The organism is Nocardia sp. NPDC050799, assembly GCF_040654015.1.
Lineage (GTDB): Bacteria > Actinomycetota > Actinomycetes > Mycobacteriales > Mycobacteriaceae > Nocardia.
On the sequence record NZ_JBFAHF010000058.1, the window covers coordinates 1 to 23293 of the forward strand.

A 23293-nucleotide genomic window follows, 5' to 3' on the forward strand; every position below is an offset into this window, starting at 1 on the left:
AGCCAAGAACCGCACGGCACGTAACGGTCAGCTCGGCAGCGCGCAGGTGGTGATGTCGCCCGAGGACGCGCTGATTCGCAATGCCATGCACCTGCGCGGGGTCCGTGAGACGGTAGTGGTCTACGAGAATGCGGTGGCCGCGCATGCCACCGATCCCACCCCCCGGACCCACGACGCGCTGGTCCAGGCACGCCAATCCGTCCGCGAGCTGGTGCCCGAACTACAGCAGCGTGCGCTGCGGCACTCCACCGCGGATTTCATCCGGCATCACGCCTTCTCGACCCTGATGCCCGCCCTCACCCTCGCCGAAGCCGACACCGGGCAGTACGGCAGCGACGTCGACTTCACCCGCCCGGACGGACCGGCGGATCGGACCGCGCGCCTGGCCGGGTTGCTGGGAGTCCCGGTTTCGGAGGTCGCGAACCAGATCGCCGCACTCGAACGTACCGGTGTCGACAACCCGATGCGCGAGCTGCTGCACCGGGCCGGTATCACCCCGGCAGCGGCCGAGGCACTGAAACAACATGTCGATGAGACCGCCCCCGCGGCGGTGCGGGACCGGGCAACCTTCGACAACAAAGACGCATTGATCCATCTGGGCCGGTTACGGAACCGGCTCGCCGAACAACTCGGCGTACAGATTCCCGATATCGACGGCGCCGAAGGTATGCGCGCACTCGATCCCGAGTTCACCAAGGCACGGGATGCTCTCGCGGCAGCTCTGGGATATCCCCCCGCCGGAATCACCCCCGCCATCGCCCGCGATATCCTCGGCGAAGCGGTAGGCGATCACCTGCCCGCCGCGGACACCGCAGCCTCCGATGCACGCGACAATACTGTCGCGGCCATCACCTCTTCCGAGCCGGTGGGCGGCAGCCTCCACGATGCGACAGTCCACGATGCCGCCGCTCAACGAGCTGATACGCAGAACAGCGACGTACACCACGGGACAGACGACGATATCGTTGCCGCCGCGTCACGCTATTTGGCACTCTCGTCCCTGTTCGACCTGGTTGTGCAGTTCCATCGGCGCAGTCCCAGCAGTTGCGTCAGCAATGCCGTGACCGGGATGCGAGTACTGTGCCCCGACAACGCCGGCCGCTTCCAGGTGCCGCAGACCCGGCTCAGGGGGCACAGCCGTGACGATGTGCGCGATATCTTCGGCGCCGAACTGAAGCGGACCGGATCGCTGGACCAGGTGGCCGAGTCGCTGAGAACACGGCCCGGCGGAATCACCGTCCTGGTCTACACATGGAAAGACATCCGAGCCAACGGCACCGGCACCGAGGCCGACGACCATATGGTGCTGCTGGTCAACGACAGCACCTCGGTCGACGAACCGAACCTGGTCGTCGTCGACCTGGCCGCCTCACGCGACCGCAACACCGACAACGACTACGGCCCAGAAGATCTGCGCAACCGCCGCGCCTTGCTGAACAGGGCGGTCGGATTCGATGATTGGCACCGCGAGCAGGGAGTATTCATCAACCGGATACCCGCCGACCGGCGGCGGTTCGAGACCATCGAGTTCGACCGGGACGGCAACCTCATCTCCGGATCGCGCGCGGAAGCCCCCGACGCCGAGAATCTGCCAACTCACCGGCAAGTCGACGTTCCGTCGTCCATACAGGACGAAACCAATGCGCTTTCCGCGGGACAACCGTGGCTGGATGAAGAGATCCTCGTTCGATCGGGACCCACCGGCGCTCACACGAACACAGCCGGCCGGCCCCTTTCCACATCCGGCCGCATCGGCAGCCGACCATCGGAGGAAGCACCGGCCGAACCCGACGAGGGTGCCGTGGAGGGTCCGCGATCGGAGATCACGGAGGCCTCGATCGCCGGTGTGGTCGCAAGTATTCTCCGATTGGCTGATTGGGCTGTGGAGGACCAGGGTTATCTGCCCGCTCAGGATGAGGAGGAGTCGGCCAATTTTCGTCAGCAGATGTATCTGCTGAACTCGCTCGCTGAGAATGCGCGGGCCGGTGGTGTGGTCGCCGAGGTGTTGGCTCCGCATGTACCGCCCGATGGACGGCTCACCAGCCATCCACCGATCCGCATGCTCCACGCGGTGAATCAGCGGGCTCTGGCGGGTCTGGAGCCCGACATCGCGCGTTGGTATCCGTTCGTGGAAGGAGGAGGTCCGGCGCAGTCGGAGGCGGAATTAGAGAGAATGGTGGGGGATTATCTCGCGGCCATCAGTGCGAACCGTTCCGAGATAGCGGTGTTCATGCAGCGGGGTACGCAAACGAATGACCCGGCAAGGGCTCGGTTGCTGTATCCGCTGGAAATTATCGCCACGGAGCTCACCGGCCTACCGCTGCGGGTCCTCGAATACGGTGCGTGTGGGGGACTCAACTCGTTCGCGCATATGTACCGGTACGAGTTCGCGGGTGTCGTATATGGCGACCCGGAGGGCAAAGCCGTCATCGGTGATCGCTGGTCATGCCCGGAAGCGCAGGTTTCGGGGGTGCGCGACCTGATGGGGATCCGGCCCGAGGTTCTCGAGGTAAGGGCATGCGACCTGGATCCACTACAGGCTGTCGACGAGGCGGATCAGCAGCGGCTTGCTGCTGGCTTCTTCGATACCGAAATCGCGGCGGTACGACGCATTCTGAACGCGTTTGAGGATGTGCGACGAGCCAAGCTCCTTTTCCCGGAGAAGTTCCCGGCGATCGAATCGGAAAGTGCGCTCACCTGGCTGCCGGCCCAGCTTGGCCGTGACCGTGCCGGGAGTTGCACCGTCATCTGGGATTCGATGCTGCGCAGATACCTCTCGGAGGATGACAACAAGAAGCTCGACAAGATAATCAGCAACTTTGGAGCGAGAGCGACTCCTGATGCTCCAATTATCTACGGGTTGTTCGAAACAATAGATGAGAACGGGCGCATCAGTGTGGACGGGGTGGAAACGCTGGTAATCCGCATGTTCCTGGGCGACGGGCAAACCAAAGAGATCCACATCCCTACGCAACTGCCCAATCGCACGCCCGGCTTCGACCTGGCACAGATATTCACGGCGACCGGGGTGCTACCACCGCGGCACCACGCCGATCAAGGGCGGCGGGGCAGGCCGGATCCATCCACTCCCGCTGCGGGTACGCCATGGGCTGCCGCCCGACAGCAGGGGGTCTCGGCAAGAACCGGGTCTACAGATGTCCCCAACGAGGCCGAGACATTCGACCTGCATGTTCGTGGGTCCGGCCGCCGATTCGGCCCGGATATGGATGCCACGCAGGCGTTTCATCACAGCAGAGACGGCGGGGATTGGACCGACGGTGCCGAGCCCGATACAACGTCGTCCGAACCCGGTACGCCGATATCGGGCAACAGGACGGGTCCGGGCAAGCCGACCGAGCCGGCAACACCGTGGAGCGGCCGCAACGGTACCGCCGCCGAACCGAACAAACGTGCCCGGACCGGACCGGACCGGACCGCGCCCGTGCCGCCCCTTGCGCCCGCGGTCGGCGAAGTCGCTACCGACGGTATATCCGGCACAGACCCCTCCTCACCCCCGGCGACACCTATCGCACCGGCCGAACCCGACGGGGGTGCTGTGGAGGGTCCGCGATCGGAGATCACGGAGGCCTCGATCGCCGGTGCGGTCGCGAGCATTGCCAAGCTGGCCGGCTGGCTGGAGGAGGACCAGGGCCACCTTTCCGCTCGGAACGAGGAGGAGTCGGCCAATTTTCGTCAGCAGAAGTACCTGTTGGACGCGCTCGCCGCGAACGCACAGGCCGGTGGCGTGGTCGCCGAGCTGATGGCTCCGCATGTACCGCCCAATCAACGGCTCACCAGCCATCCACCGACTCGCATGCTCCACGCGGTGAATCAGCGCGTTCTCGCCGGTCTGGAGCCCGACATCGCGGTTTGGTATCCAGTTGAGGTGAAGGGGCGTTCAGCCGATGAGCAGGGGCGTGCGGCGCAATCGGAGAAGGATTTGGCGAAGATGGCGAGCGCTTATCTTGCGGCCATCAGCGCGAACCGATCCGAGATAGCGGAGTTCATGCAGCGTGGAACGCAAACCAGTTCCCCGGCGAGGGCTCGGTTGCAGCTGCCGCTGCGCATAATCGCGACCATTCTCACCGGGAAGCCACTGCGGGTGTTCGAATACGCTGCGTGCGGGGGGTTCAACTCGATGGGGCATCTGTTCCAGATTGCGTTTGCGGGTGACAGATTCGGCGACCCGGAAGGCGTAACTGTCATCGGTGATCGCTGGTCGTGCCCGGAATCGCAGGTCCCCGGAGTGAAAGCCCTGCTTGGGGTCCGGCCCGAGATTCTCGAGGTGAAGTGCTCCGACCTGGATCCCCTGCAGGCCGCTGACGAGGGGGATCGGTTCCGGCTCGCTGCCGGTTTCATGCATACCGATATCGGGGCGGTACGAGACATTCTGAATGCGTCCAAAGACGCGGAACGAGCTGGCTTCCCGGCGGTCGAGCAGGCAGATGCGCTCGACTGGCTGCCGATCCAGCTCGCCCGTGACCGGACCGGCAGTTGCACCGTCATCTGGGATTCGATGCTGCGCAGATACCTCTCGGAGGATGACAACGAGAAGCTCGACGACATGATCAACGACGCGGGAGCGAGAGCAACTCGCGATAATCCACTGATCTACGGACTGTTTGAAACACGGGACGGGGTGGAAACGCTGACCATCCGCATGTTCCTGGGCGACGGGCAAACCAAAGAGATCCACATACCGACGCTGCTGCCCAACCGCACGCCCGGCGCCGACATCGGACACATCTTCACGGCGACCGGGGTGTTACAGCGCCTCGAAGTGGCCGCATGTCTCGGGGTGGAGGTGGGCCTGCTCGGTCGGCCGGAAAGGCTCGTGGATGCCATCGATGCTGTCCAGGGCCAACTGCGCCACCTGGATGAGCAAGGCTGGCGCGATCTGGCGGACCGGGACTTGTCCACGCTCCCACAATGGCTCGGCGCGCACGCGTCGCTCGCTGCCGAGATGGCGGATGCGCGGTCGCGGGGAGCCTCCGGTGACGAATGGCAGGCGTTGTACGGCAGAAGGGACCGACTGCGCGCGGAGTTGGCCACGCTGCTCGGGTTGCCGCAGTTGAGAACACAGTGGATCGGTGCGGTGAACGAGGATCCGGTGTTCGAGATGCGCCGGTTGGGTGAGTACACGCAAGCACCCGAGGTTCAGCGGCTGGTAGAAGCCTGCTCACAACTCCTGGAGGTAGAGTTCGGAGCCGACCAGGTGGCGGCGCGACTGGGTTCGCTGACCGGCACCCGACCGGCCGATCCGCCCCCGGTCGAAATGCCGTCGCAGGCCTACCGTGAGCTGGCGGAGGAAGCGCTCCACAAGGTGGCGACGGAAGCGACGGAAGCGGGGCTGGACAGACCCGAAGATCTCCGTCGCCGCGGCGCCCCGGCGATGGCGATCTCGCACGGGTGGGACTTCTGGCTGACGGACGCCGAGAAGGATGCGCTGATAGCCGTCCACCCGAATAAGGTCGGTGGCAGTCGCGGTATTCCGCCGGACCGGCTGAACGAGGCGAACGAGCGATCGTTGCGGCGCGTGATCCAGCGGCTCGATGCGCGCCCGCCGGGGGATCTCAGCGTCGCGGAGCGCCAGCAGTTGCGGTACGCCACCCGGCTGTGGGACGGCCTGGTGAAGGCAGACCACCTGGCCCGTACTCGAGAGGGCGAATTCGAGGTGTTGCTGGTGGAGTTCGATGCGGCAACACTGGTAAGCCGAGTCGCGCTGAGAATGACGCCCCTCGGCGCCGACGCGGTCCAGTGGTGGCACCTGCGAGTGGGACCGGATGCGGGGGCGTGGCCCGAGCAGCTTTTCGAGCCTGGCCCGGCCCGGGACGCCATGATGGTATTCGGCGGACGGCGGACCAGCCCTCCGTTGTTCGAGATGTCGGTGGGACCACGTGGTGTGGAAGGGGTTCGGCTCACCGACGACGAATCGGCACGCGAGGCGTCGTCTGCGGGTGCGGCGCTGGCGAAGTGGTTGCGTCAGCGCGATTGGTGCAGCGAGGAACTGATCGCGACGATCGAGTCCGGCGTCGCGGAACTGGTCCAGCGGTCGCAGGCCGACAGCACCGGCGAGATCCTGGTTACGGCAAGGGTCAAGGGGACCGATCCCGGCAGACGTGAGGTTGTTGTCGAAGTGATCGACAACAACCCCGCATCACCCGAAGTGCGGGAGTTCTCGGTAGCGCGAAAAGCGGCCGGCGCGGGTGTCGTGCGACTCGATGACCGGAAGGGTACATGGCTCCGATTCGGTGAATCCCTGATCGACTCCCTGCTGCCTCCGAATGTTCCGAATGTGCAGGGCGCCGAGATCATCGGCGCGGAGCAAGTTCGGGCGCGCGGAGGAGCCGACGCCGGATTCGAATGTGGCCGAAAGGTTCTGCGTGATCTCGACCTGAATCCCGACGTCGCGGTCGGATTCAGGGTGGAGAACCGATTCGCCGGGCAGCTGCCGTGGCCGGAAGGCCTGGTGGGCGCGATCTGCGCGCACCCGATCTACGCGGCGGCGGTGGTCGGCAGGAAAGCCGATTGGCGAGCGATCGGTCTCGGAGTCCAGGAGAGCACGTCGTTCCCGCGAAACCCCGGTGACGAAGGACCGGAACAGTTCGGCAGGTCCGAAGAGTCGGCCTGGATGCCGCAGGTCGGGCGTGCGAGTCTGACGCGCGATGGCGTCGAGCTGGAAAAACTGTTGCGGGCCGCCAAGGATGCCGTTCGCGATGCCATGAACACAGTAGGTCCGAAACTGATCCGCGATGATCGCATCACCGTCATTTTCAACTCGGAGCCCGGCACCTTCGAGGCTCACATACGTACTGATGGACTGGACTTCACCGGTGACCCTGTCGAGATCGTGCCGGGCCGCTTCGGCGTACGCGACGGTTGTATCGTCGCGGTAGTCGCCATACCGCGCGAAGAGCACAGCGGCTCGATCGGTGCGACGGAGAAAAGGCGAACCGAGGCCCCGCGCCACCGGGCACCCGGCGGAGGCGGACACCAGTCGCGGGTGACCAGTCCGGACGAAGGGAACGCGCGTCCGGCCGACGGCCCGGCTTCACCGGCACCGGATCGGTCCGCGGACGGGGCCACCCCCACCCCCGACTCGCGCCGCGGTAGCGACGACCTGAATATGGCGCCCGCGACTGCCCGCGGAGGCATAACAGTAGCCGGCCAGGTGAAGGCGGTGGTGCGTTCCTTCGCTCTGAATCGCAGGCCCGACCAAATCAGTTTCACGCGCGACCTGTGGGTAATCCGTACCGATGCAGGAAACAACAATATCAATATCACGGTGTGCGACTCGGGGGGTCGTCTGTATCTCGTGCGGACCCGGATTCCCGGCGCCTCCTCGCGGGACCTGCGAATCGCGAATGAGGCAGACATCCATGCGTACATGATGGACTGGGTGGCCGCGCCCATGTTGATCGCCGAATCCGAAACTGGTGATCCTGCCTACGCGGTTTACGAGCACATCCGTGGCGCCACGCTCAACGATATCGCCCCTCGGGGCGACGCCGTCCCGGACCATGTCCTCGGCGATATCGCGAACACTTTCGGGGATCTGCGGAGAGTGCCCCGGCCGCCCTGGATTCCGGGCGGGTGGCCGGACAATCCGGTGGACCAGCAGGAAATTCGATTCGAGGCGATGCAGGAGGTGTACCGCGCGAATAAGGAAAAGTACAAACACCTGTATGAGCAGCTGGGAGTCGACGACGTTCTTCTGAATAGTGTCCGCATCCACGATTTGGACGATCGTCCGCCGCGAATCCGGCACAACGATGTGCATCGCAAGAACGTGATCATTCCCGAGTACACCGACGACGGCGTGTTCATTCCTCCTGCCGAACGCCGAGCCGTGGTGATCGACTGGGAGTTGGCGACATGGGGCGATCCGCTCGGCGACCTCGCGGTGCACCTGCACAAGATGGGCTATCTGCCCGGCGAGGAGCTCGACCTTCTAACCTACTGGCAAGCCGCCGAACCCGATGCTGTCACCACCAACTGGCGGCGGGACTTGGCGGCCTACCGCAACTTCGAGCGTGTCAATTCATTGGTCACCGAAGCCGTGCTCTATGCCGAGCAGCTGGCTTCCGGAACGCTGACCGCCGCCCAGGAACAGGAACTGATCCGCAAACTCACGGATAAGAGATCAGTTCAGAATGAGTTTCCGCAGGCAGATGACCGAGCAAGCCAGGCTCAGTAGTGCTTGGTGGATCTCGGCGCGGCGTTCGTAGCGGGTCCGCAAACGTTTGAACGCGTGCAGCCATGCGAAGCCGCGCTCGACAGGCCACCGGAGTTTCCCCAATCCGGAGCCGTGGCCGGTGCTGCGGCGGGCAATGACCGGGGTGATACCGCGGGCCCGGAGAAGCCGACGGTACTTGTCGTGGTCGTAGCCGCGGTCGGCATACAGATATGCGGGCCGTCGCCAGGGGCGTCCCCGCCGACTTCTGATCACCGGTAGAGCATCGACGAGCGGGATGAGCTGGGTGACATCGTTGCGGTTGCCGCCGGTGAGCGTGACCGCCAAGGGTGTCCCGGCGGCGTCGGTGATCAGATGATGCTTGCTACCGGGCCGACCTCGGTCGACCGGGCTCGGGCCGACATGGTCCCCCCTTTGAGGGCTCGGACGTGGGAGGCATCGACCAGGACACGCGACAGTTCGAGACGTCCGGCCGCGCGAAGTTCGTTCAACACTCCTTCGTGCAGTTGCTGCCACACTCCCGCCTCCGACCATTCGCTCAACCGCCGCCAGCAGGTCGCACCCGAGACGCCGAACAATCCGGTCGGTAGCTGGTTCCAGCCGATACCCGTGCGAACCACGTACAGGATGCCTTCCAGCGCGGCGCGATCATCGGACCGATGGCGTCCGGGGTATCGGAACCGTCTCTCGCGCATCGGAATCAATGGCTCCAGCCTGGTCCACAATCCATCGGTCACCACCTCATCACCCACACCGGGATTGTCAAACACGCTGCGGCTCAACGCAAGGCGACCTCAGAGTTCATTCTGAACTGATCTCTAAGTGGTACGACGTCCAACGGTATGTCGTGGCCGAAGACGCGAACGTCGACCAGCCCAGCGCTCACCGCTTATCGGCCGAGCGCATCCTCATCGGGCGCACGGTCGAGGCTGCGCTTCGGCATCCGACCAACCCTGCGGCAGGCGAGACGGACGGTCCCGATGATGACGACGGCGGTGGCGGTTCCGTGCGACTGCCCGGACCAGAGCCTACGAACGGTCCTGCGGGTGGGGCTGCAGTGGTGCCCGGCCCGGCGGATGCCCGGCCCGCCGCACCGGAACCCGGTCCGGTGCCACCGACGCCCGCCGCGCCCGAGCATGGCCCGGCACCCCCTGCCACCGTAGGCGGGCGCGGGGCCGCCACGCCCGTCGCCCCGGTGGTGGGCGTCCGGCGGCGAGGGGACAACCCGTGGGAGCTGAACGCGTACAACCCGGACGACGAGACATTCCAGACCTGGGCACTCGACGCAGGACCGGGCCGCAACCGCGACGGTGCGGGCTCAGCGGCCGGACGCCGACAACCCGCACCATCACGCGGTCCGGCTGGGCCAGGGTTCGGTCCGCCACCGGCAAGTCGCGGCTCGGGGGTGCCGGACGGGCGCGTAGGAGAACCGCCGGCCGGGTTCGCCGAATTCCACACCGCGCTCTGCGCCACCCTGGCGGCCGGCGTCGAGAAGCCCGATACGCAGGACGTGCTCGCTGACGCGACTACAGAACAGGTGCAGGCTGCCCTCCGCCGGCTCCTGCCCGACCAACTGAAGATCCTGCAACTCCTGCAATCGGAGCAGTCGGCCGACCGGATAGGGCAGGAGCTGAGCTACAGCTGGGATGAGGTAATGGACCTGGCGAATCAGGCCGCCGACCGTGTGGTCGAGATGATTGTGCTCGACAGTCCCGAGCACAAGAGATTTACCGCGCTGACCCGAGCATTGGCCGCGGCGACTCCATGGCTGTTGCAGGACGCACTCGACCAGCTCGGGACGACGCAGAAGAGGATCGTCGTCGGTTTGTTCAGCCAACGGGAGTCGCCCGCCGATATGGCAACGGCACTCGGGCTCGAGGAGCCCACGATCACGCTCGTGGCAACGGGCGCCGTCGGTCGGATGGCCGAGCACCTTGCCGATGAACGCGGTTGGATCGTCGAGCCCGATGCGGCGATACCAGCGGCCCGGGAGACCGGTGAGGGGGGATTCCGGAGAAGACAGCGCCTCGCTGAGGCGGAGCGGAAGTCCGCCGCATTCGGCCGCATCGATGGAGCAACCGAGATGCTGGTCGATGTCCTGTGCCGGTTGGAAGAGTTGCCCCACACCCTGCGGATCGACCTCGACAACAATGGGCCGCCGGCACCTTCCGCCAGCGGCGCGATGGCTCCGGGTGCGGCTGAGTCTGTGCCCGAGACGGACCTACCGCCGGAGGGCGAAGCCGGAAGGCCGCACGACGCTCCCGAGACACGCGGCAATCCCGAAGATCGCCCCGAGTCCGAATCGGATGGGGCCGAAGCGGATCCGCGCGGTAGCCGGTTCGAGCCGGTCGAGGTGGACGACCCCGAAAGACTGCGTGCCGCTCTGGAATCCACGGATTATGTGCTGGTTCAGGTCGATGGCCCGATCTGCGACTTCTACGCGCACCTTTCGCGGGCAGAGCTCGCCGACCGGCTCTGCCGGCGCCTCACGGACGAGGGTTTCGACCTCCCGCGAGAGGTCGTCGAAGCGCAGGATCCAATGGCGGTATTGAGATTTGTGAGCCCACTGCACCATCTAGCGCAGATAGCCCGGGTCGCGGAGCTGCTCACCGAGCTGGAGGTCGAAGCCGCACGGTCCGCCGAGCCGACGCCGGGCGCACGAGCGCTTCTTGAGGCGCTCGAGCGAAGTGGGCGTCCGTTGGTGTTGGTGGATCCCATCTCGGAGGAGGCGATTCGCGAGTATATGGGCAGGCACGGCCTGGGTGACCTGAGTGCCAAAGTGGCCGGTCGACGGGTCGGGGGCATGGATCGAGCCTTTTTCCAGCCGAACTCCTTGCCGTTGGGGTGGGCCCTCGCCGCTCTCAATACCGCCTCCGCCTCGGAGGAGCGGGGGTGCCTCGTGATCGGCAATGCGATCGCCGCCGCGAACAGTGCCGGCCTGCGGTCTATCGGGTATGCCGCAGAGCCGGGGAACGCCGAGGCACTCGCTCGCGCGGGCGCCGTCGCCGTCGTCACCGACCTGCATCGGATCACCGAGTGTGTGTCGGCGACCGACGGTGTGGGGCTGTCACCGGGTTCGCCGGGATGGGCTTTGGTGCGAGCCGCCCAAGGAGGCGACGAGGAGGCGTTCGGATGGCTGCGCGAGCGTTATCGGGACACGGTGCGTGAGTTCTTATCGGATTTCTCGGCTTGGAGGCTGCGGGACAATGTCCTCTTGGTGGAGGACATCCTGGCGCGGACGTTCCGGCGCGCCGCCCGTGACATCGCGGCGCTGCAGGTGGGGCGGAGGGGTATCGAGGGATGGCTTTGCGATATAGCTATGGCCATTGAATGGGAACACCACGAGTTCGTCGCATTCCGAAAACGGCTCCATGCCGCTTTCCGCTCAGCTTTCCGGGCCGATGTGGGTTTCTCGATATCCGATCAGTTGGATCGGGCGTTGGCCGAGGCCGACGAGCTGGCGTTGAATGGTGGCCTCGGGCAACTGTCTCGGAACCACCGGTGGGTGCTGATGCTGCGATTCCGGGATGGGCGGTCCACAGCCGATATCGCGGACTGGACAGACCTCGGCGATGATGCCGAGGTCAGAGCCCTGGAACGCGACGCTCTGCGCCGGTTGGCCGGCTTCCTCGCGGGAAGAGGTGCGGAAGTTTCCGCGGAGCAGCCGAGTGTCCGCCGGTCACGGTCGCACCGGGCCATGACCGGGCTTGTGCACGGCAATAGTCGTCCGGCTCTGGAGCACCGGTATTTCGGTGGCGAGTCCGGGGTGGTGATGGCCCCGGATGAGGGGGACGAGCTGTTACGGCGGTCTCAACTCCCGGGTGCCATCCAACTGTCGGGTTTTCACAACGTGAGTATCCGGGTGGACGATTTCGTCGTGCGGTATGAGACGCTGGGCGCTGCGGTCAGCACTGATCTGCAAGCCTACAAGGACGAGAACAAGGTGCTGGCGGTGGCGGGCCGGTATGTCGATCGGGATTCCCCGGGTGCTGGGCGAGTTCGAGGGGACGCTGCTCGATGGTCGGCGGGTGAAGTATTCCGTTCAACGCTACATCGAGGGTCGTAGGCCGACGCGCGATGAGTTCGCACGCCTGGCGCGGGCCGAGGTGAGGGCTGTCCGCAACCAGCTGAGTGAGATGCCGCTGTCGGAATTGTGTGCACCATCCGTGCCTTGGCCCGCTGACGGCGATACACGGGGCGTCTTCCTACGTTTCGTCGAGGCCGATGAGCAGCTTTTCGAGTTGCACAAGGACGAGCTGGCCGAGATATTCGACGCGGTGGGCTTGTTGCTGCCCGGTGGACCTATGGCGTGGTCGCGCGCGGCCGCGGACAGCTTGGTGTCACGACGGCACGAGCTGATACACGCCGATATCAAAGACGACAACACGATCATGGACAGAATGGGGCGCTTGACCATCATCGACTACGGGAATGCCGTGCCGGGAGATCCCGATCTCGAGTACGCGATTGTGGACCACCGCACGATGGGCCCTATTCTCCCCAACAACCTCCGCAGCCCGAATAGACCCGTCTACGACGGGTTCCTCTGCGATCAGCGGGTTCTTCACGATGCGATCAAGTTGTCTCTGCATGACCTGAGTCCGGGCCAGAGACGCGCCATCCACGAAGGCTATCGGTCCAGCCTGGTCAGCTTCCGTAAGCGCGCGGGTCTCCGCTCCACGCGGCGGCCGGGGTCTCTGGATTACGACAAGCTCGTGGACCTGATGCAGCGGCACAACGCCCGGCTGCAGCGGGACAGGGCGGGGAACCCGCCCGCAGTGTAGGAGTGTCCACTTTCGGTGCTGCCTGCGAAGTGAGAGAGGCACGGTCTCGATGCGGGTTGGGGCCGAAGTGGCGTCCGACTCCAACCCGCAGGGAGTGATTACGCCACGTCGGCCCCTGTTTCCCACGCCGTGCTCGGTGAACACCCGGTCGCATGTTCGAGCGGAGCTTCACCTACGTTGGTCATTTCACCCGATCGGCTTCGGTGAATCGCGCGAGGACGCGCCGGGCCTCTGTGGCGTCGCGACCGCGATAGGCCACGTGGCCGTCGGGGCGGATCAGGACGTACCCTCCTCGGTTCATGGAGTATCGGTCGCGTGCCTCACCTGCCGGGTCCGTTCGGTCATCGATCGGCACCACGTGCAGCAGCTCGGTCGACCCGATCGTCTCGGCGGGTTCGTTCTTCGCCTCCGATCGGTGGCCGGGGCGGAAGTCCAACAGTGTGAAGTGGTCGACACCCAGGAGGTCGTGCACGGTTCCTTCGGCGAGTGCCGCGTCGGGAGCGCGGTCACCGATGTCCGGATGGCGCGACAGCAGCCGGCGGGGCCCGCCGCCGTATCCGATCGCGAGTTGCGAGTTCTGCAGACTCGCCTGGCGAGCGGCCCCGGGAAAGCGGGCCCCGAGCCGGAGCACGCTGTCCCGCAGCGATCGCGCGAGCGGATTTCGAAGCGCGTACATCCGCCGTCGGCTCTCGACATCGCGGATGGTCGCCGCGGCCACCGGCCGGCGCTCGGTTTCGTAGTCGTCGAGCAATTCGGCCGACGCACCCGATTCCACTCGCGCCAACCGCCACGCCAGGTTGACCGCGTCCTGAATCCCGAGATTCATCCCCTGCCCTCCGAACGGAGGGAAAATATGAGCAGCGTCGCCCGCCAGGAACGCTCGGTCACGACGATACCGATCGGCCAGGCACACGCGGGTCCGGAAAATGGACGTCCACTGGACCTGGGTGATCCGCATGCCCGCCGCGCCGCGTTCGTGGAGCAGAACCCGCAGCTCCTCCAGACTCGGCTCGAGCAATTCTTCGCGTCGCGCTCGATCGCTCATGTCCACGAAGACCCGCCAGAGTCCATCGCCGCCGGGGAGACGCATCAGCATGAGTGGGCCGGCGGGGCCGAGCCACATGGCGCTGTCCTGGAACGACATCGCCGACTCCAGAACGATATCGGCGAGATAGTAGGTTTCACCGGTCGCGCCACCGGTGAACGGGATCCCGAGAGACCCGCGGACGTTGCTGCGAGCTCCGTCGGCGCCCACCAGCCAGCCGGCCTCGAGGTCACGCTTATCGGCAAGTTGTACGCCGACACGCTCACCATCCTGGACGACCGTCCGCACTTCCGCTCCGTACTCGATTTCCACCCCGACTGCGTGTAGCCGCGTACGCAGGATGTCCTCGAGCCCGGGTTGCGGAAGAACATAGGTGTAGGGATACCGACTCTGCGGAGGAACCCATGTCAAACGCGAGAGTTCGGCGTCGCCACGCATGATGGAGGCCCCGCTGAGGGGATAGGCCACACGCTCGATGTCGTCGGCGAGACCCAGCTCGCCGAGCAACTCCATCGATCGGGCCTGCAACCCCAGAGCTCGCGAGCCGCCGCTCGGGCTAGCGTGCCGTTCCAGTACACGGCACGGCACACCGTTGGCGGCCAGCACCAGCGCTGCCACCATTCCTGTCGGACCGGCTCCGACCACGAGAACGCTCATTACACACCTTCTTTGATGTCGCCGCTGACGGCGATACGAAAACTCTGCGTTTGCCGAATGGCCGATGTCGAATTGTGTTCATGGACCAGCGCTCACGGTTGCGGGCGCGTCGGGTGATCCGGGACAGAAGCGGAATCGGTGCCACCGCTCTGGGATCGTCGATGCCCGGCTCGGGGGCACGGTCCGTGTCACTGCGCCAGTCGAGGAAACAGTGCCAGCGCGTTCCCGCGGTCGATGGCGAATCGCTGCTCCTCGCTCAGCGGATAGTTTTCGAGCATGGCATCGAACAACTTGCTGCTCGGAACATAGGGGAAGTCGCTACCGTAAGTAACCCGGGTAGGGTCGGCGAAGGCGAGTAGCGAGGGCATTGCGACAGGAGTCGAGGATACCGCGGTGTCGAAGTAGAAGCGCTTCATATCTTCGAAAATCTCTTCCGGTGCGATGCCGGAATTGAATTGCGCAGCGCCGATGAACCTGTATGCGGCATACGGAAGAAATCCTCCGGCGTGGGACAGGATCACACGAACTCGCTTGTGTCGGCGGAGGACTCCGTTCGCGACCATATGAATCGCAGTGCGGGTGGTGTCGAACGGGAAGTCGAGGATCGGGCTGGGCAGGCCGTCGAGGATTTCCATCGGCGGCGATGTCGGGTGGATGAACACCACCGCATTCCGGGCGTCCAACTCTTCCCACAGTGGTTCGAAGTCCTTGTGGCCGAGGTATTTGCCGTCGGCATGTGACATCAAGACGACTCCGTCGGCACCGAGTTCGTCGAATGCGTGCGCGATCTCTTCGAGGGACCCGTCGACATCGGGCAGAGGAACACTGGCGAAACACCCGAATCGGTCGGGCCGGTCCTTCACCACTTCGGCGGTATAGGTATTGACGCGGCGTGCGATCGTCCTTCCTTCGGCCCCGGGCCCCAGATGTACCCCGGGGGAGCTGACCGACAAGATCCCGGTGGCGATGCTCGAAGAGTCCATGAGGGCCAATGCCGCCTCGGGAGCCCACTCCGGAGTGGGCCATCGGCCCGCGGAGAGGCCGCGCTCGTCGAGAAGCCGTCGATACTCGGGGGGAATGATGTGCTGGTGTGTATCGATTCGTCCGCTGGTCATGACTCTCCTTGATAGGTGTTTGTGCCGGAGTCTCGCTCGACCAGGCGGCGGGCCGCTTCGTAGACGAGTGAGCCGTGTAGCTCGAACAGTGCGCGGAGGTCGACCTCGTCGCCGCCGATCTCATGGGCGATGAACAGTCCATCCGCGGCGGCAATGGCGTAGGTGGTCAGCAGCTCGATCGAACCGGGGCGCATCCCCGGAGCGAATTGCCGGATAGCCGCGGACACTCGGTCGTGGGCGTCACGTCGAACCTCGAGAAACTTCACCCTCGCCTTGGCTTCGACAGGTCGCCGTTCGAGCGCGAGCATCAGTCCCAGGCGCAGGAAGTCCGGCGTCTCGAGCAGGCCTTCGGCGATCTGCATCGACATCGCAATGAGGCGATCTCGCGGGGTGGACCCATCCGGGATCGCCATCGCGCCGAGCCAACTGCCGAAACTTCGCTCGATCACCGCGGCGATGAGGTCGTCTTTGTCTTTGAAGTGCCAGTAGATCGAGCTGGCCGGTAAACCGCATTTCGCGCTCACCAGCGCGATCGAAGTCCCCTCGTAGCCGCGTTCGCTTGCCACTTCGACCGTTGCGTCCAGAATCCTGAGCCGTGACTCCTCACCGTTGGCGCGGGTGCGTCGGTGTTTGGCTTCCCCCGTCAACTGGTGCTCCTGCACTCGAGATTGCGACTCGACTCCAAGCCTATCCCTCCTACTGTAGCGATCACTACATGATGTAGTGATCGCTACAGTAGCGGGGTCGGGTGGATCCGTAAACCGTCCGGCCCAGTTATCGCATAGAGGGGCCTTGACATCCCCGAAGGCCGCGAGTCGACGAACGCGTGTGACGGCGCCCGACAGCGCAAATGCGCTACCAGCGTCGACGCCGGTTGCATCACGAGCTGATGCGGGAGTATCAGTCGTCGATCCAGCCGAGTTCAACCGCCTGTTCGTGCATGGCGTCTTCGACCGCGGGCAACGTGAGGTAGGAAACGGCGTACAGAACGACGAGGAACCCGACCGGGGCGATCCACGCGCGCGCCCGGATTTCCGGCGGCCCGGCCACTTGATCCCGGCCGGTGTCGGCGGCGCGGGTCCGGCCGAGCCCGGTCTGCGGGAGTCGACGGTCGGCCGGTCTGGACGCCCAGGACGCGACGGCGCACATGCCGAACATCAGCGGCACCCACCACGATTCAAGACCGTCGCCGACCGAGAGGTGCGATGCCACGGCACCCGACCACAGGAAGAGCGCACCCGCGTAGGCCCATTCCTTGATCAGTGGGAGCTTGGGCGCAAGGATCGCGACAGCTGCGGCGGCCTGCCACACACCCAGGATGTAGGCAAGGAAGTGTGGGTACCCCAGGTGGTGCAGCTGTACTTCCACCCATTCGATCGTCAGAAGGTTCCACACCGATCCGGCAGTCAACTCCGCCACGATGACAATCGTGGTGGCCCAAAAAACAATAGGGCGGATTCGGCTCCAACGCCTCCGGGTGAGTACGTCCGCGTTCTCGGCGGTTGAGTGTTGAGGCGTGGTGGTCGTTCGAACTCGGCTCTCGGCCGGTTCGTTCACGTGTTCCGGTGAGTTCATGGATTCTCCTCGCCGATGTGAAATCAACGGACGATCTCGGCCCGCACTCTCTCGTTCGGTGTTCCGATGTCCCAGAAACGAACAGTGCCCCGTGCATGACGGTAGGCGCCGGTGCCGCCGGTGACGGCCATATCGAGTGGGCTGGGACCTTTCACCCAGAGGGCCTGCATTGTGACGGAACCGTTTTCGAGTTCCATTGTGAGCAGACACTGCATCGTGATCGTTTCGCCGTCGACGTGTATCGTCTGGCACGAGCCGCCCCCACGGCCGACTTTCCGCCCGTCGATTACGGCGTTTCCGGAGAATACGTCCATATCACCCACGCTTGCTCCCGGCCGGTCGAGATCCAGGGCCGCGTACTGGTCGTTCGCTACCTCGAGTTCGAGAATTTCCGTCCGGTCCGCTTCGGATGTCTGTTTCTCCTCGGCTGCTCCGCAGCCACTGAGCACGGTGGTCACCAGCGATACAGCAACGAATGCCGTGAGCGCTGAGCAGACTCGCACTTTATTGTCTCGCATGTAGATTTCCTTCGTATCATGTGTGCAAAGTTCTGATTCTCGTGATTCTGGTGCCGTGCGATCGCAAGGCGCTGGGGTCGGCCGCCGAGCCGTCGACGGTCCTTTCCGCAATAGCAGTTCTCCTTACTGTTCCGACGATGTAGCTGTGCGGAATGTGATGCGAGCAGCGAAATCGCTGCGCGCTACACCGTCTTGTGAACTTTGTGTCGGTGGGTACGATCGACGGCCGGTCGAAATGGGAGAAAGATCGATTCTTGTGCCGAGTCGACCGACCGTAAGTTACCTCTCTGTCAGAGGTTGCCGGATAGCTAGCGGCCGCGTATCGTCAGGCTATTATCGGCTGATCCGGCGCAAGACATTCACCGTTGCGATTTTGTCCGGGTTGCGGATGGCGTAGAAATTGGTGATCTTCCCGGCGAAGATCTCGATCAGGAAGACGCCTTCGATCAGGTTGCCCCGGTGGGCGATCATCGCCGGCGTGTTGTTGCAGTTGACCATCTCGATCCGGATATCCGATGTCTGCCACCTCGTGTGGAACAGATTTACGAGGACCGCGGCCACCTTCTCTGCGCCCGTAACCGGCCGGCGTGCCGCGGTGACCTTCCCGCCGCTGTCGGCGATCCAGGTGGCGTCGGGGGCGAGGAGCGAGAGTAGCCCGGCGGTGTCACCAGTGGTCGCCGCTGCCATGAACTGCTGGGTGATCCGCGCGATCTCCGCTGGATCGACGGGCTCGAAACGTCTACGCCGCGAGTGCACATGGGAGCGGGCGCGGTGTGCCACTTGGCGTACGGTCATCACCGATTTGCCGACCGTTGCGGCGATCTCGTCGTAGCGGAAGCCGAACACCTCACGCAGCACGAACACCGCACGCTCGTCCGGAGTGAGTGTTTCCAGCAGTACGAGCATCGCCATCGACACCGACTCGGCGAGCACCAGGTCGGCCGATGCGTCCCGTTCGTCGACCAGCAGCGGCTCGGGCAGCCACGGGCCGATGTAGTCCTCGCGACGGCGCGTCCCGGCCCGCACGGCGTTGAGTGCCTGACGGGTGACCAGTCGTGCCAGATATGACTTGGTGTCGCGCACAGTCGTCAGGTCCACCTGCGCCCACCGAAGATAGCTGTCCTGCAGCACATCGTCGGATTCGGTGGCCGAGCCGAGGATTTCATAGGCGATTGTGAACAGCAGCGGTCGCAGCAGGGTGAACCGCTCGGCATGCCCGTCGGTCGTCATGCGGTTCGCACCTCCGGCGCGGCAAGGTCCGACTGTCCGGGACGTGGTCCACCCTTCGGCCAGGCCAGCGAACCCGGATTGCGTGCCTCGCGACGGATCTTCCCTACTCCGATCTTGCAGGTCATCTCCTCGATTTTCGCGCCGGCACGCCCGCCGATGTAAAGATTCATCGCGGTGTCGTCTCTGCGGGCGAGCTGCCGGATGCCGACGTGTCGGCCCAAACTGAGACATGTCCCCGTGAGTGCCAGGTCGATCACCGCGGGTTCGGTGCCCGCGATATGGTTCAGCACGGTGTCGGCGGCCTGAACCCCGAGCGGCCCCGCCCCCTGGCCGCTCATTCGCAGCGGCTGATCCGACGGCGCTGCGGCGTCGCCGGTTGCCACGATGCGGAGGTCGTCGATGCTGGTCAGCGTCTCGTCGGTGACCAGGCGGCCGAGCGTATCAGTACGCAGCCCGCTCTCGGCCGCCAACTGTGGCACGCCGAAACCAGTGGTCCAGACGGTGAGCGCGCTCGGACGCACCGCCCCGTCGGCGAAGACCACCGTATCCGGCCGGACCTCGGTCACCGGGCTGCCCTCGACCACGGTGACATCGTGCCGGGAGAGCCAGTTGACGACGTACCGGCGCCCCGGCGCACTCAACGAAGGCATCAGGCCTCCACCACACACCAGCGTGACCGCACGTCCTTGTTCGGCCAGTTCAGCGGCGATCTCGATACCGGTCGGTCCGCCGCCGACCACCGTGACCGGAGCGTCGAGGGGTAAATCGTCCAGCCTGGCGCGCAGCCGCTTCGCGGATTCGAATTCAGCAATCGGGAAAGCGAACTCGGCCGCGCCGGGCACCGAAGGTATCGCCGCGGAGCTGCCGACCGCATAGATGACATGGTCGTAGTCCAGCGCGCCCCCGGACGCCAGCCGCACGACGCGGGAGGTGACGTCGATGCGCACGGCCTTGCCGACAACCAACTCGATGCCCTCACCGAGCAGCGTGCGGTAGTCGACCATCGCACCACCAGTTCCGGCCACCCACTGGTGCAACCGGACTCGATCGACAAACCTCGGACGGGGATTCACGAGCGTGATCTCGACGTCGTTGCGCAGCCGCAGATGATTTGCCGCCATCGTCCCGGCATAGCCGCCGCCGATGACTATTGCCCTGTGGCGTGCCTTGTGTTCGTTCATACCCACGAGACACCGCGGACCACCGGGACATGACACGATGTTGCGTGATGTGCGGCACAGAAATGTCATGCCTGTCGAGTTTGTGGTCGACAACGCCGAGGTGACTGGCCCCCGGCCCGGAACGGCCCAGGATGACCGCATCTGGATCGTGTAGGCGAGCGCTGTTTCACCGACAAGTACTGTTCTGGCAATCCAGCGCAGCCGGCCGTCGCGGCGAGCACATCGGCGTGACGCCGCATCCGACCCCGCAGTAGGAACATGCGGTCCGAACGGCACTCGATGCGTTATCCGCCGCTACCGGCATCGCCTCGATGCGCCGCCGCCGGAACCCACAGGAAGGCCACAAGGAAGCGCTCCGATACCTGAAACGCCAGCTCGCCGACGTCGTCTGCCGAATTATGCTCCGAGATAGCGGTACGTCTGAGCTGGTCGGCGCTTGACCAGAGAGAAGCCGTTATTGAGATTGTCCCCCTGGCGCCCCTCTGTTTTAGAGATATTGGGAAGGAGGGGTCGCCGGTGACATCGGGGAAGGCCCGGAGGGAGACCCTGAATTCGCTGCAGCTCGCGCTGCGGAGGTCGGCTACCCGGTCGTCGAGGCTGAAGATCAACGCCGCATATCCCTGGTGGAACGTCCACTACAAACGTCGCCGCCCCCACAGTGGTGCAGGTGGTCGGCCACCCGCCTCTCGGCTGGGGCGACCATGTCACCAACGCTCTGGCCTCCGACACAGGCCGCGGGAATGGACATCCACCTCACGGAGGCTCCGGGCAAGCACAGTCTCATCGTGTGGTCTGCCGGCCTCCCCGAAGAGCTGCCGTGGTTCGGCGACTGACTCGGCCTCGACACGCCACGATTGTTTGGATGGCACCCGTGGCTCTCTGTGTGCTGGTGGTGGTCCACCTTGTGGTTCCCGGCCGAGTATCTACGGCACGGTTCCGTTCACGGACCGGCCGACCGCCGGCCTCGCTATACCGCGGCCATAAGCACAGCCGCCGATCCCGATGACACGGTCGACGACATCACTGCCCTGGTGTTGCGCGCGAGCCGACCGAGTAGATGCATCACCGCGACGGCCGCAGGATCGTCAACGTGATGACAAGGCCCGCCGTTATCGCCGCGGCTGCCATGATCGCCTGCAACACCGAATGCGAGATATCACCGACACCTGCGCCGAGCAATATAAAGGTGACAACAGCCAGTATCGCGGTAACTCGATCGATGCCGGCGACCTGGCCGCGGCGACCGGTCGCCGTCGGCCGATCAGGTCGGCCACGCCTGCTTGCCCGCACGCCATCGGCTACGGGGCGTGGAGGGTCGCTCACGTGTGGTTCCTGTCTCTCGGACCTTGTGTGTCGGGCCATGCCCAGACCCTCCGAATGTGCGGTTTCCACTCGAACGGGGTTCGTACGGTCGGCGCGTCCGGGCCACATGGAATGTGCGCCCCGCAGACGCCTCGGTAACTGTCGTTCTCCCCCGCGACTGTAGTCTTGCTTGCGGACATTGGATACCGGTCCGGGGTCGTCCACTGGGGCACCTCACACCACATCCTCGCCCCATGAGGATCCTCTCTCCAGAGGATTATCGACCCGGGCGGCAAACATCACGGGATGAGTCGGATGCACCGCGAACGGCAAAAATGTGGAGGTCCGACGAGGCGATGAACGCCGAGCCGATATCGGCTCGCTCCCTCGGCGAAGTACTCATCGCGACGCATCCGAAGGTTCGGCATATTCGGCCTCGATTCCTCGCACGGCTGCCGACACACAGTAGGCTACCGGTACTACCGCTTGCCCCAGCGAAACCGATATCCCGCATATCCAAGGTCCCGGGTAGTGAGTACGCGCGCTGGCCGCTTTCGTCGGCCAGGCCACAATCCCCATCCCGGTCCTCGGCGCCGTCACCGGCACCACGGTCGGCACCGCGATGTACAAGGCCCTCGCATCGTCGTTGCCCAAGCGAGAGGCGGCGCTGGTCGAGCGTTACCTCGACGAGCAGCGCACACTCGACGAGCACCTCGCCGCGGAGTACCAGGCCATAATGCTGGACCAGAGCATGTCGGACTATCTCGGGCTGCTCGAACGAGCCTTCTCGCCCGACGTGCAGGTCGCGTTCGTCGGATCGGTCGAGCTGACGGCGCAGCTCGGCGTGGCTTCGGACGAATCTTGGATTCCGGTGAGAAAGTCGACACCTACTTCCTCGGCTAGCGAGAGGAAGGCCGCAGCCGACGCGGCAACCTGTTCAGTAGGAGCTTGGTCGATCAACCAGTTGGGTGCGTATCCGGCGTTTACTACTCGATATGCAGGACATGTTCCCTGGTCAGTGCGTGGGCGTAGTGGTTGATTCCCCCTCCGGACACTTTTTTGCTGCATTTGTGCCCCAAAAACCGTGTCCGTGCACTGCCTGGACACCCGTTTTCCGCTCAACTCTGCGACCTGCGGTTTCACCCCGAGTGGAGGTGAAAATTGTGTCCGATGACACACTGCGGCCGTTGCTTCCCTCCTTCGCTGCCGGACCTGGCTTGGGCGATTCGTCCGTCTTCGCCTCGGGTTTCCGCCCTGCCGATGGCGACCCTCGGGGAGCCCGTGCGGTCAAGGGCCGTGCACAGCATCCGGCCCGTCGACACCAACGGGCGTGTCGTCGACAAAGCCATCGTCGACGCCCTCGACTGGCACCCCGGCGACCTGCTGTCCTGGCGCGTCACCGGCGGCCTCGTCCTGATCACCCGCCCCGGACACGGCCGCCGCGGCGTCACCAAATACGGCCACATCTCGATCCCGGCCGCCTTCCGGCACGCCGCCGGAATCCGCATCCGCGAGCGAGTACTGCTCGCCGCCGACCCCGACCACGCGTTGCTGGTCGTCTATCCCACCGACGTCGTCGACGACATCCTCGCCCGCCGCTTCGCCGAAGGGGCACCCGAATGACTGCTGGTACCCAGGCCGATATTGCTGCGGTCCAGATGATGATGGAACGCTTCGGTCTCACCGTCGCCG

17 protein-coding genes are annotated in these 23293 nt (G+C 64.9%); 5 read left to right on the top strand and 12 right to left on the bottom strand.

Annotated elements, in window-relative coordinates; genetic code table 11:
- Positions 1 to 220: 220 nt before the first annotated feature.
- Both AB0H42_RS33560 and AB0H42_RS33565 read right to left on the bottom strand, forming a co-directional pair.
- Complete coding sequence (locus tag AB0H42_RS33560; RefSeq protein ID WP_357063329.1) at positions 221 to 481, bottom strand: hypothetical protein; 261 nt, start codon at positions 479 to 481, stop codon at positions 221 to 223.
- Positions 482 to 604: 123 nt separating this feature from the next.
- A complete protein-coding gene (locus AB0H42_RS33565; RefSeq protein ID WP_357063331.1) occupies positions 605 to 943 on the bottom strand; it encodes a hypothetical protein in 339 nt (112 codons plus the stop codon).
- A 255-nt stretch (positions 944 to 1198) separates the two neighbouring features.
- Here AB0H42_RS33565 and AB0H42_RS33570 point away from each other — a divergent pair, with 255 nt between their 5' ends.
- Complete coding sequence (locus tag AB0H42_RS33570) at positions 1199 to 8197, top strand: DUF2332 family protein (RefSeq protein ID WP_357063334.1); 6999 nt, start codon at positions 1199 to 1201, stop codon at positions 8195 to 8197.
- On the opposite strand, the gene AB0H42_RS33575 is transcribed toward AB0H42_RS33570, so the two are convergent.
- Positions 8144 to 8946 (bottom strand): IS5 family transposase gene (locus tag AB0H42_RS33575; protein WP_357063337.1). Its coding sequence is split into 2 segments (ribosomal slippage): positions 8144 to 8610 and positions 8610 to 8946, totalling 804 coding nucleotides; the frame shifts between segments, so codons are not numbered across the junction. The genes AB0H42_RS33570 and AB0H42_RS33575 overlap by 54 nt on opposite strands.
- Positions 8947 to 9599: 653 nt before the next feature.
- On the opposite strand from AB0H42_RS33575, the gene AB0H42_RS33580 reads away from it, so the two are divergent.
- Positions 9600 to 12260 carry a hypothetical protein gene (locus AB0H42_RS33580; protein WP_357063340.1) on the top strand — a complete coding sequence of 887 codons (2661 nt, stop codon included), beginning with the start codon at positions 9600 to 9602 and terminating at the stop codon, positions 12258 to 12260.
- Positions 12223 to 12978: a phosphotransferase gene (locus tag AB0H42_RS33585; RefSeq protein ID WP_357063341.1), complete on the top strand. Its 756-nt coding sequence runs from the start codon at positions 12223 to 12225 to the stop codon at positions 12976 to 12978. The genes AB0H42_RS33580 and AB0H42_RS33585 overlap by 38 nt, the downstream gene beginning before the upstream one ends.
- A 181-nt stretch (positions 12979 to 13159) precedes the next feature.
- Here the strand turns inward: AB0H42_RS33585 and AB0H42_RS33590 are convergent, their stop codons facing one another.
- The 9 genes from AB0H42_RS33590 to AB0H42_RS33630 all read right to left on the bottom strand — a co-directional run bounded on the left by AB0H42_RS33590 (position 13160) and on the right by AB0H42_RS33630 (position 21622).
- Positions 13160 to 14680: an FAD-dependent monooxygenase gene (locus AB0H42_RS33590; protein ID WP_357063343.1), complete on the bottom strand. Its 1521-nt coding sequence runs from the start codon at positions 14678 to 14680 to the stop codon at positions 13160 to 13162.
- 188 nt (positions 14681 to 14868) lie between these two features.
- Positions 14869 to 15795, bottom strand: coding sequence for an amidohydrolase family protein (locus AB0H42_RS33595; RefSeq protein ID WP_357063345.1), 927 nt, complete (start codon positions 15793 to 15795; stop codon positions 14869 to 14871).
- A complete protein-coding gene (locus AB0H42_RS33600; protein ID WP_357063348.1) occupies positions 15792 to 16442 on the bottom strand; it encodes a TetR family transcriptional regulator in 651 nt (216 codons plus the stop codon). Before AB0H42_RS33600 ends, AB0H42_RS33595 begins: the two co-directional genes overlap by 4 nt.
- 253 nt (positions 16443 to 16695) lie before the next feature.
- A complete protein-coding gene (locus AB0H42_RS33605; RefSeq protein WP_357063350.1) occupies positions 16696 to 17352 on the bottom strand; it encodes a DoxX family protein in 657 nt (218 codons plus the stop codon).
- 41 nt (positions 17353 to 17393) lie between these two features.
- Complete coding sequence (locus tag AB0H42_RS33610; RefSeq protein WP_265807608.1) at positions 17394 to 17828, bottom strand: hypothetical protein; 435 nt, start codon at positions 17826 to 17828, stop codon at positions 17394 to 17396.
- A gap of 393 nt (positions 17829 to 18221) precedes the next feature.
- On the bottom strand, positions 18222 to 19118 hold the full coding sequence (sigJ, locus tag AB0H42_RS33615) for an RNA polymerase sigma factor SigJ (protein WP_357063352.1): 897 nt from the start codon (positions 19116 to 19118) through the stop codon (positions 18222 to 18224).
- Positions 19115 to 20299 (bottom strand): FAD-dependent oxidoreductase, encoded by a 1185-nt coding sequence (locus AB0H42_RS33620; protein WP_357063355.1) that lies wholly within the window; start codon positions 20297 to 20299, stop codon positions 19115 to 19117. The genes sigJ and AB0H42_RS33620 overlap by 4 nt, the downstream gene beginning before the upstream one ends.
- 284 nt (positions 20300 to 20583) lie before the next feature.
- Positions 20584 to 20907, bottom strand: coding sequence for a hypothetical protein (locus tag AB0H42_RS33625; RefSeq protein ID WP_357063358.1), 324 nt, complete (start codon positions 20905 to 20907; stop codon positions 20584 to 20586).
- A 454-nt stretch (positions 20908 to 21361) separates the two neighbouring features.
- Positions 21362 to 21622, bottom strand: a complete 261-nt coding sequence (locus tag AB0H42_RS33630) for a hypothetical protein (RefSeq protein ID WP_357063360.1) — start codon at positions 21620 to 21622, stop codon at positions 21362 to 21364.
- A gap of 601 nt (positions 21623 to 22223) precedes the next feature.
- On the opposite strand from AB0H42_RS33630, the gene AB0H42_RS33635 reads away from it, so the two are divergent.
- Positions 22224 to 22640: a hypothetical protein gene (locus AB0H42_RS33635; protein WP_357063363.1), complete on the top strand. Its 417-nt coding sequence runs from the start codon at positions 22224 to 22226 to the stop codon at positions 22638 to 22640.
- Positions 22641 to 22882: 242 nt separating this feature from the next.
- Positions 22883 to 23224 carry a hypothetical protein gene (locus AB0H42_RS33640; protein ID WP_357063366.1) on the top strand — a complete coding sequence of 114 codons (342 nt, stop codon included), beginning with the start codon at positions 22883 to 22885 and terminating at the stop codon, positions 23222 to 23224.
- The last annotated feature ends 69 nt before the right edge of the window (positions 23225 to 23293 follow it).

Coding starts and splice junctions, on each gene's coding strand:
- AB0H42_RS33590 (WP_357063343.1), bottom strand. CDS start 14,680: ATGAGCGTTCTCGTGGTCGGAGCCGGTCCGACAGGAATGGTGGCAGCG.
- AB0H42_RS33635 (WP_357063363.1), top strand. CDS start 22,224: ATGTACAAGGCCCTCGCATCGTCGTTGCCCAAGCGAGAGGCGGCGCTG.
- AB0H42_RS33595 (WP_357063345.1), bottom strand. CDS start 15,795: ATGACCAGCGGACGAATCGATACACACCAGCACATCATTCCCCCCGAG.
- AB0H42_RS33620 (WP_357063355.1), bottom strand. CDS start 20,299: ATGAACGAACACAAGGCACGCCACAGGGCAATAGTCATCGGCGGCGGC.
- sigJ (WP_357063352.1), bottom strand. CDS start 19,118: ATGACGACCGACGGGCATGCCGAGCGGTTCACCCTGCTGCGACCGCTG.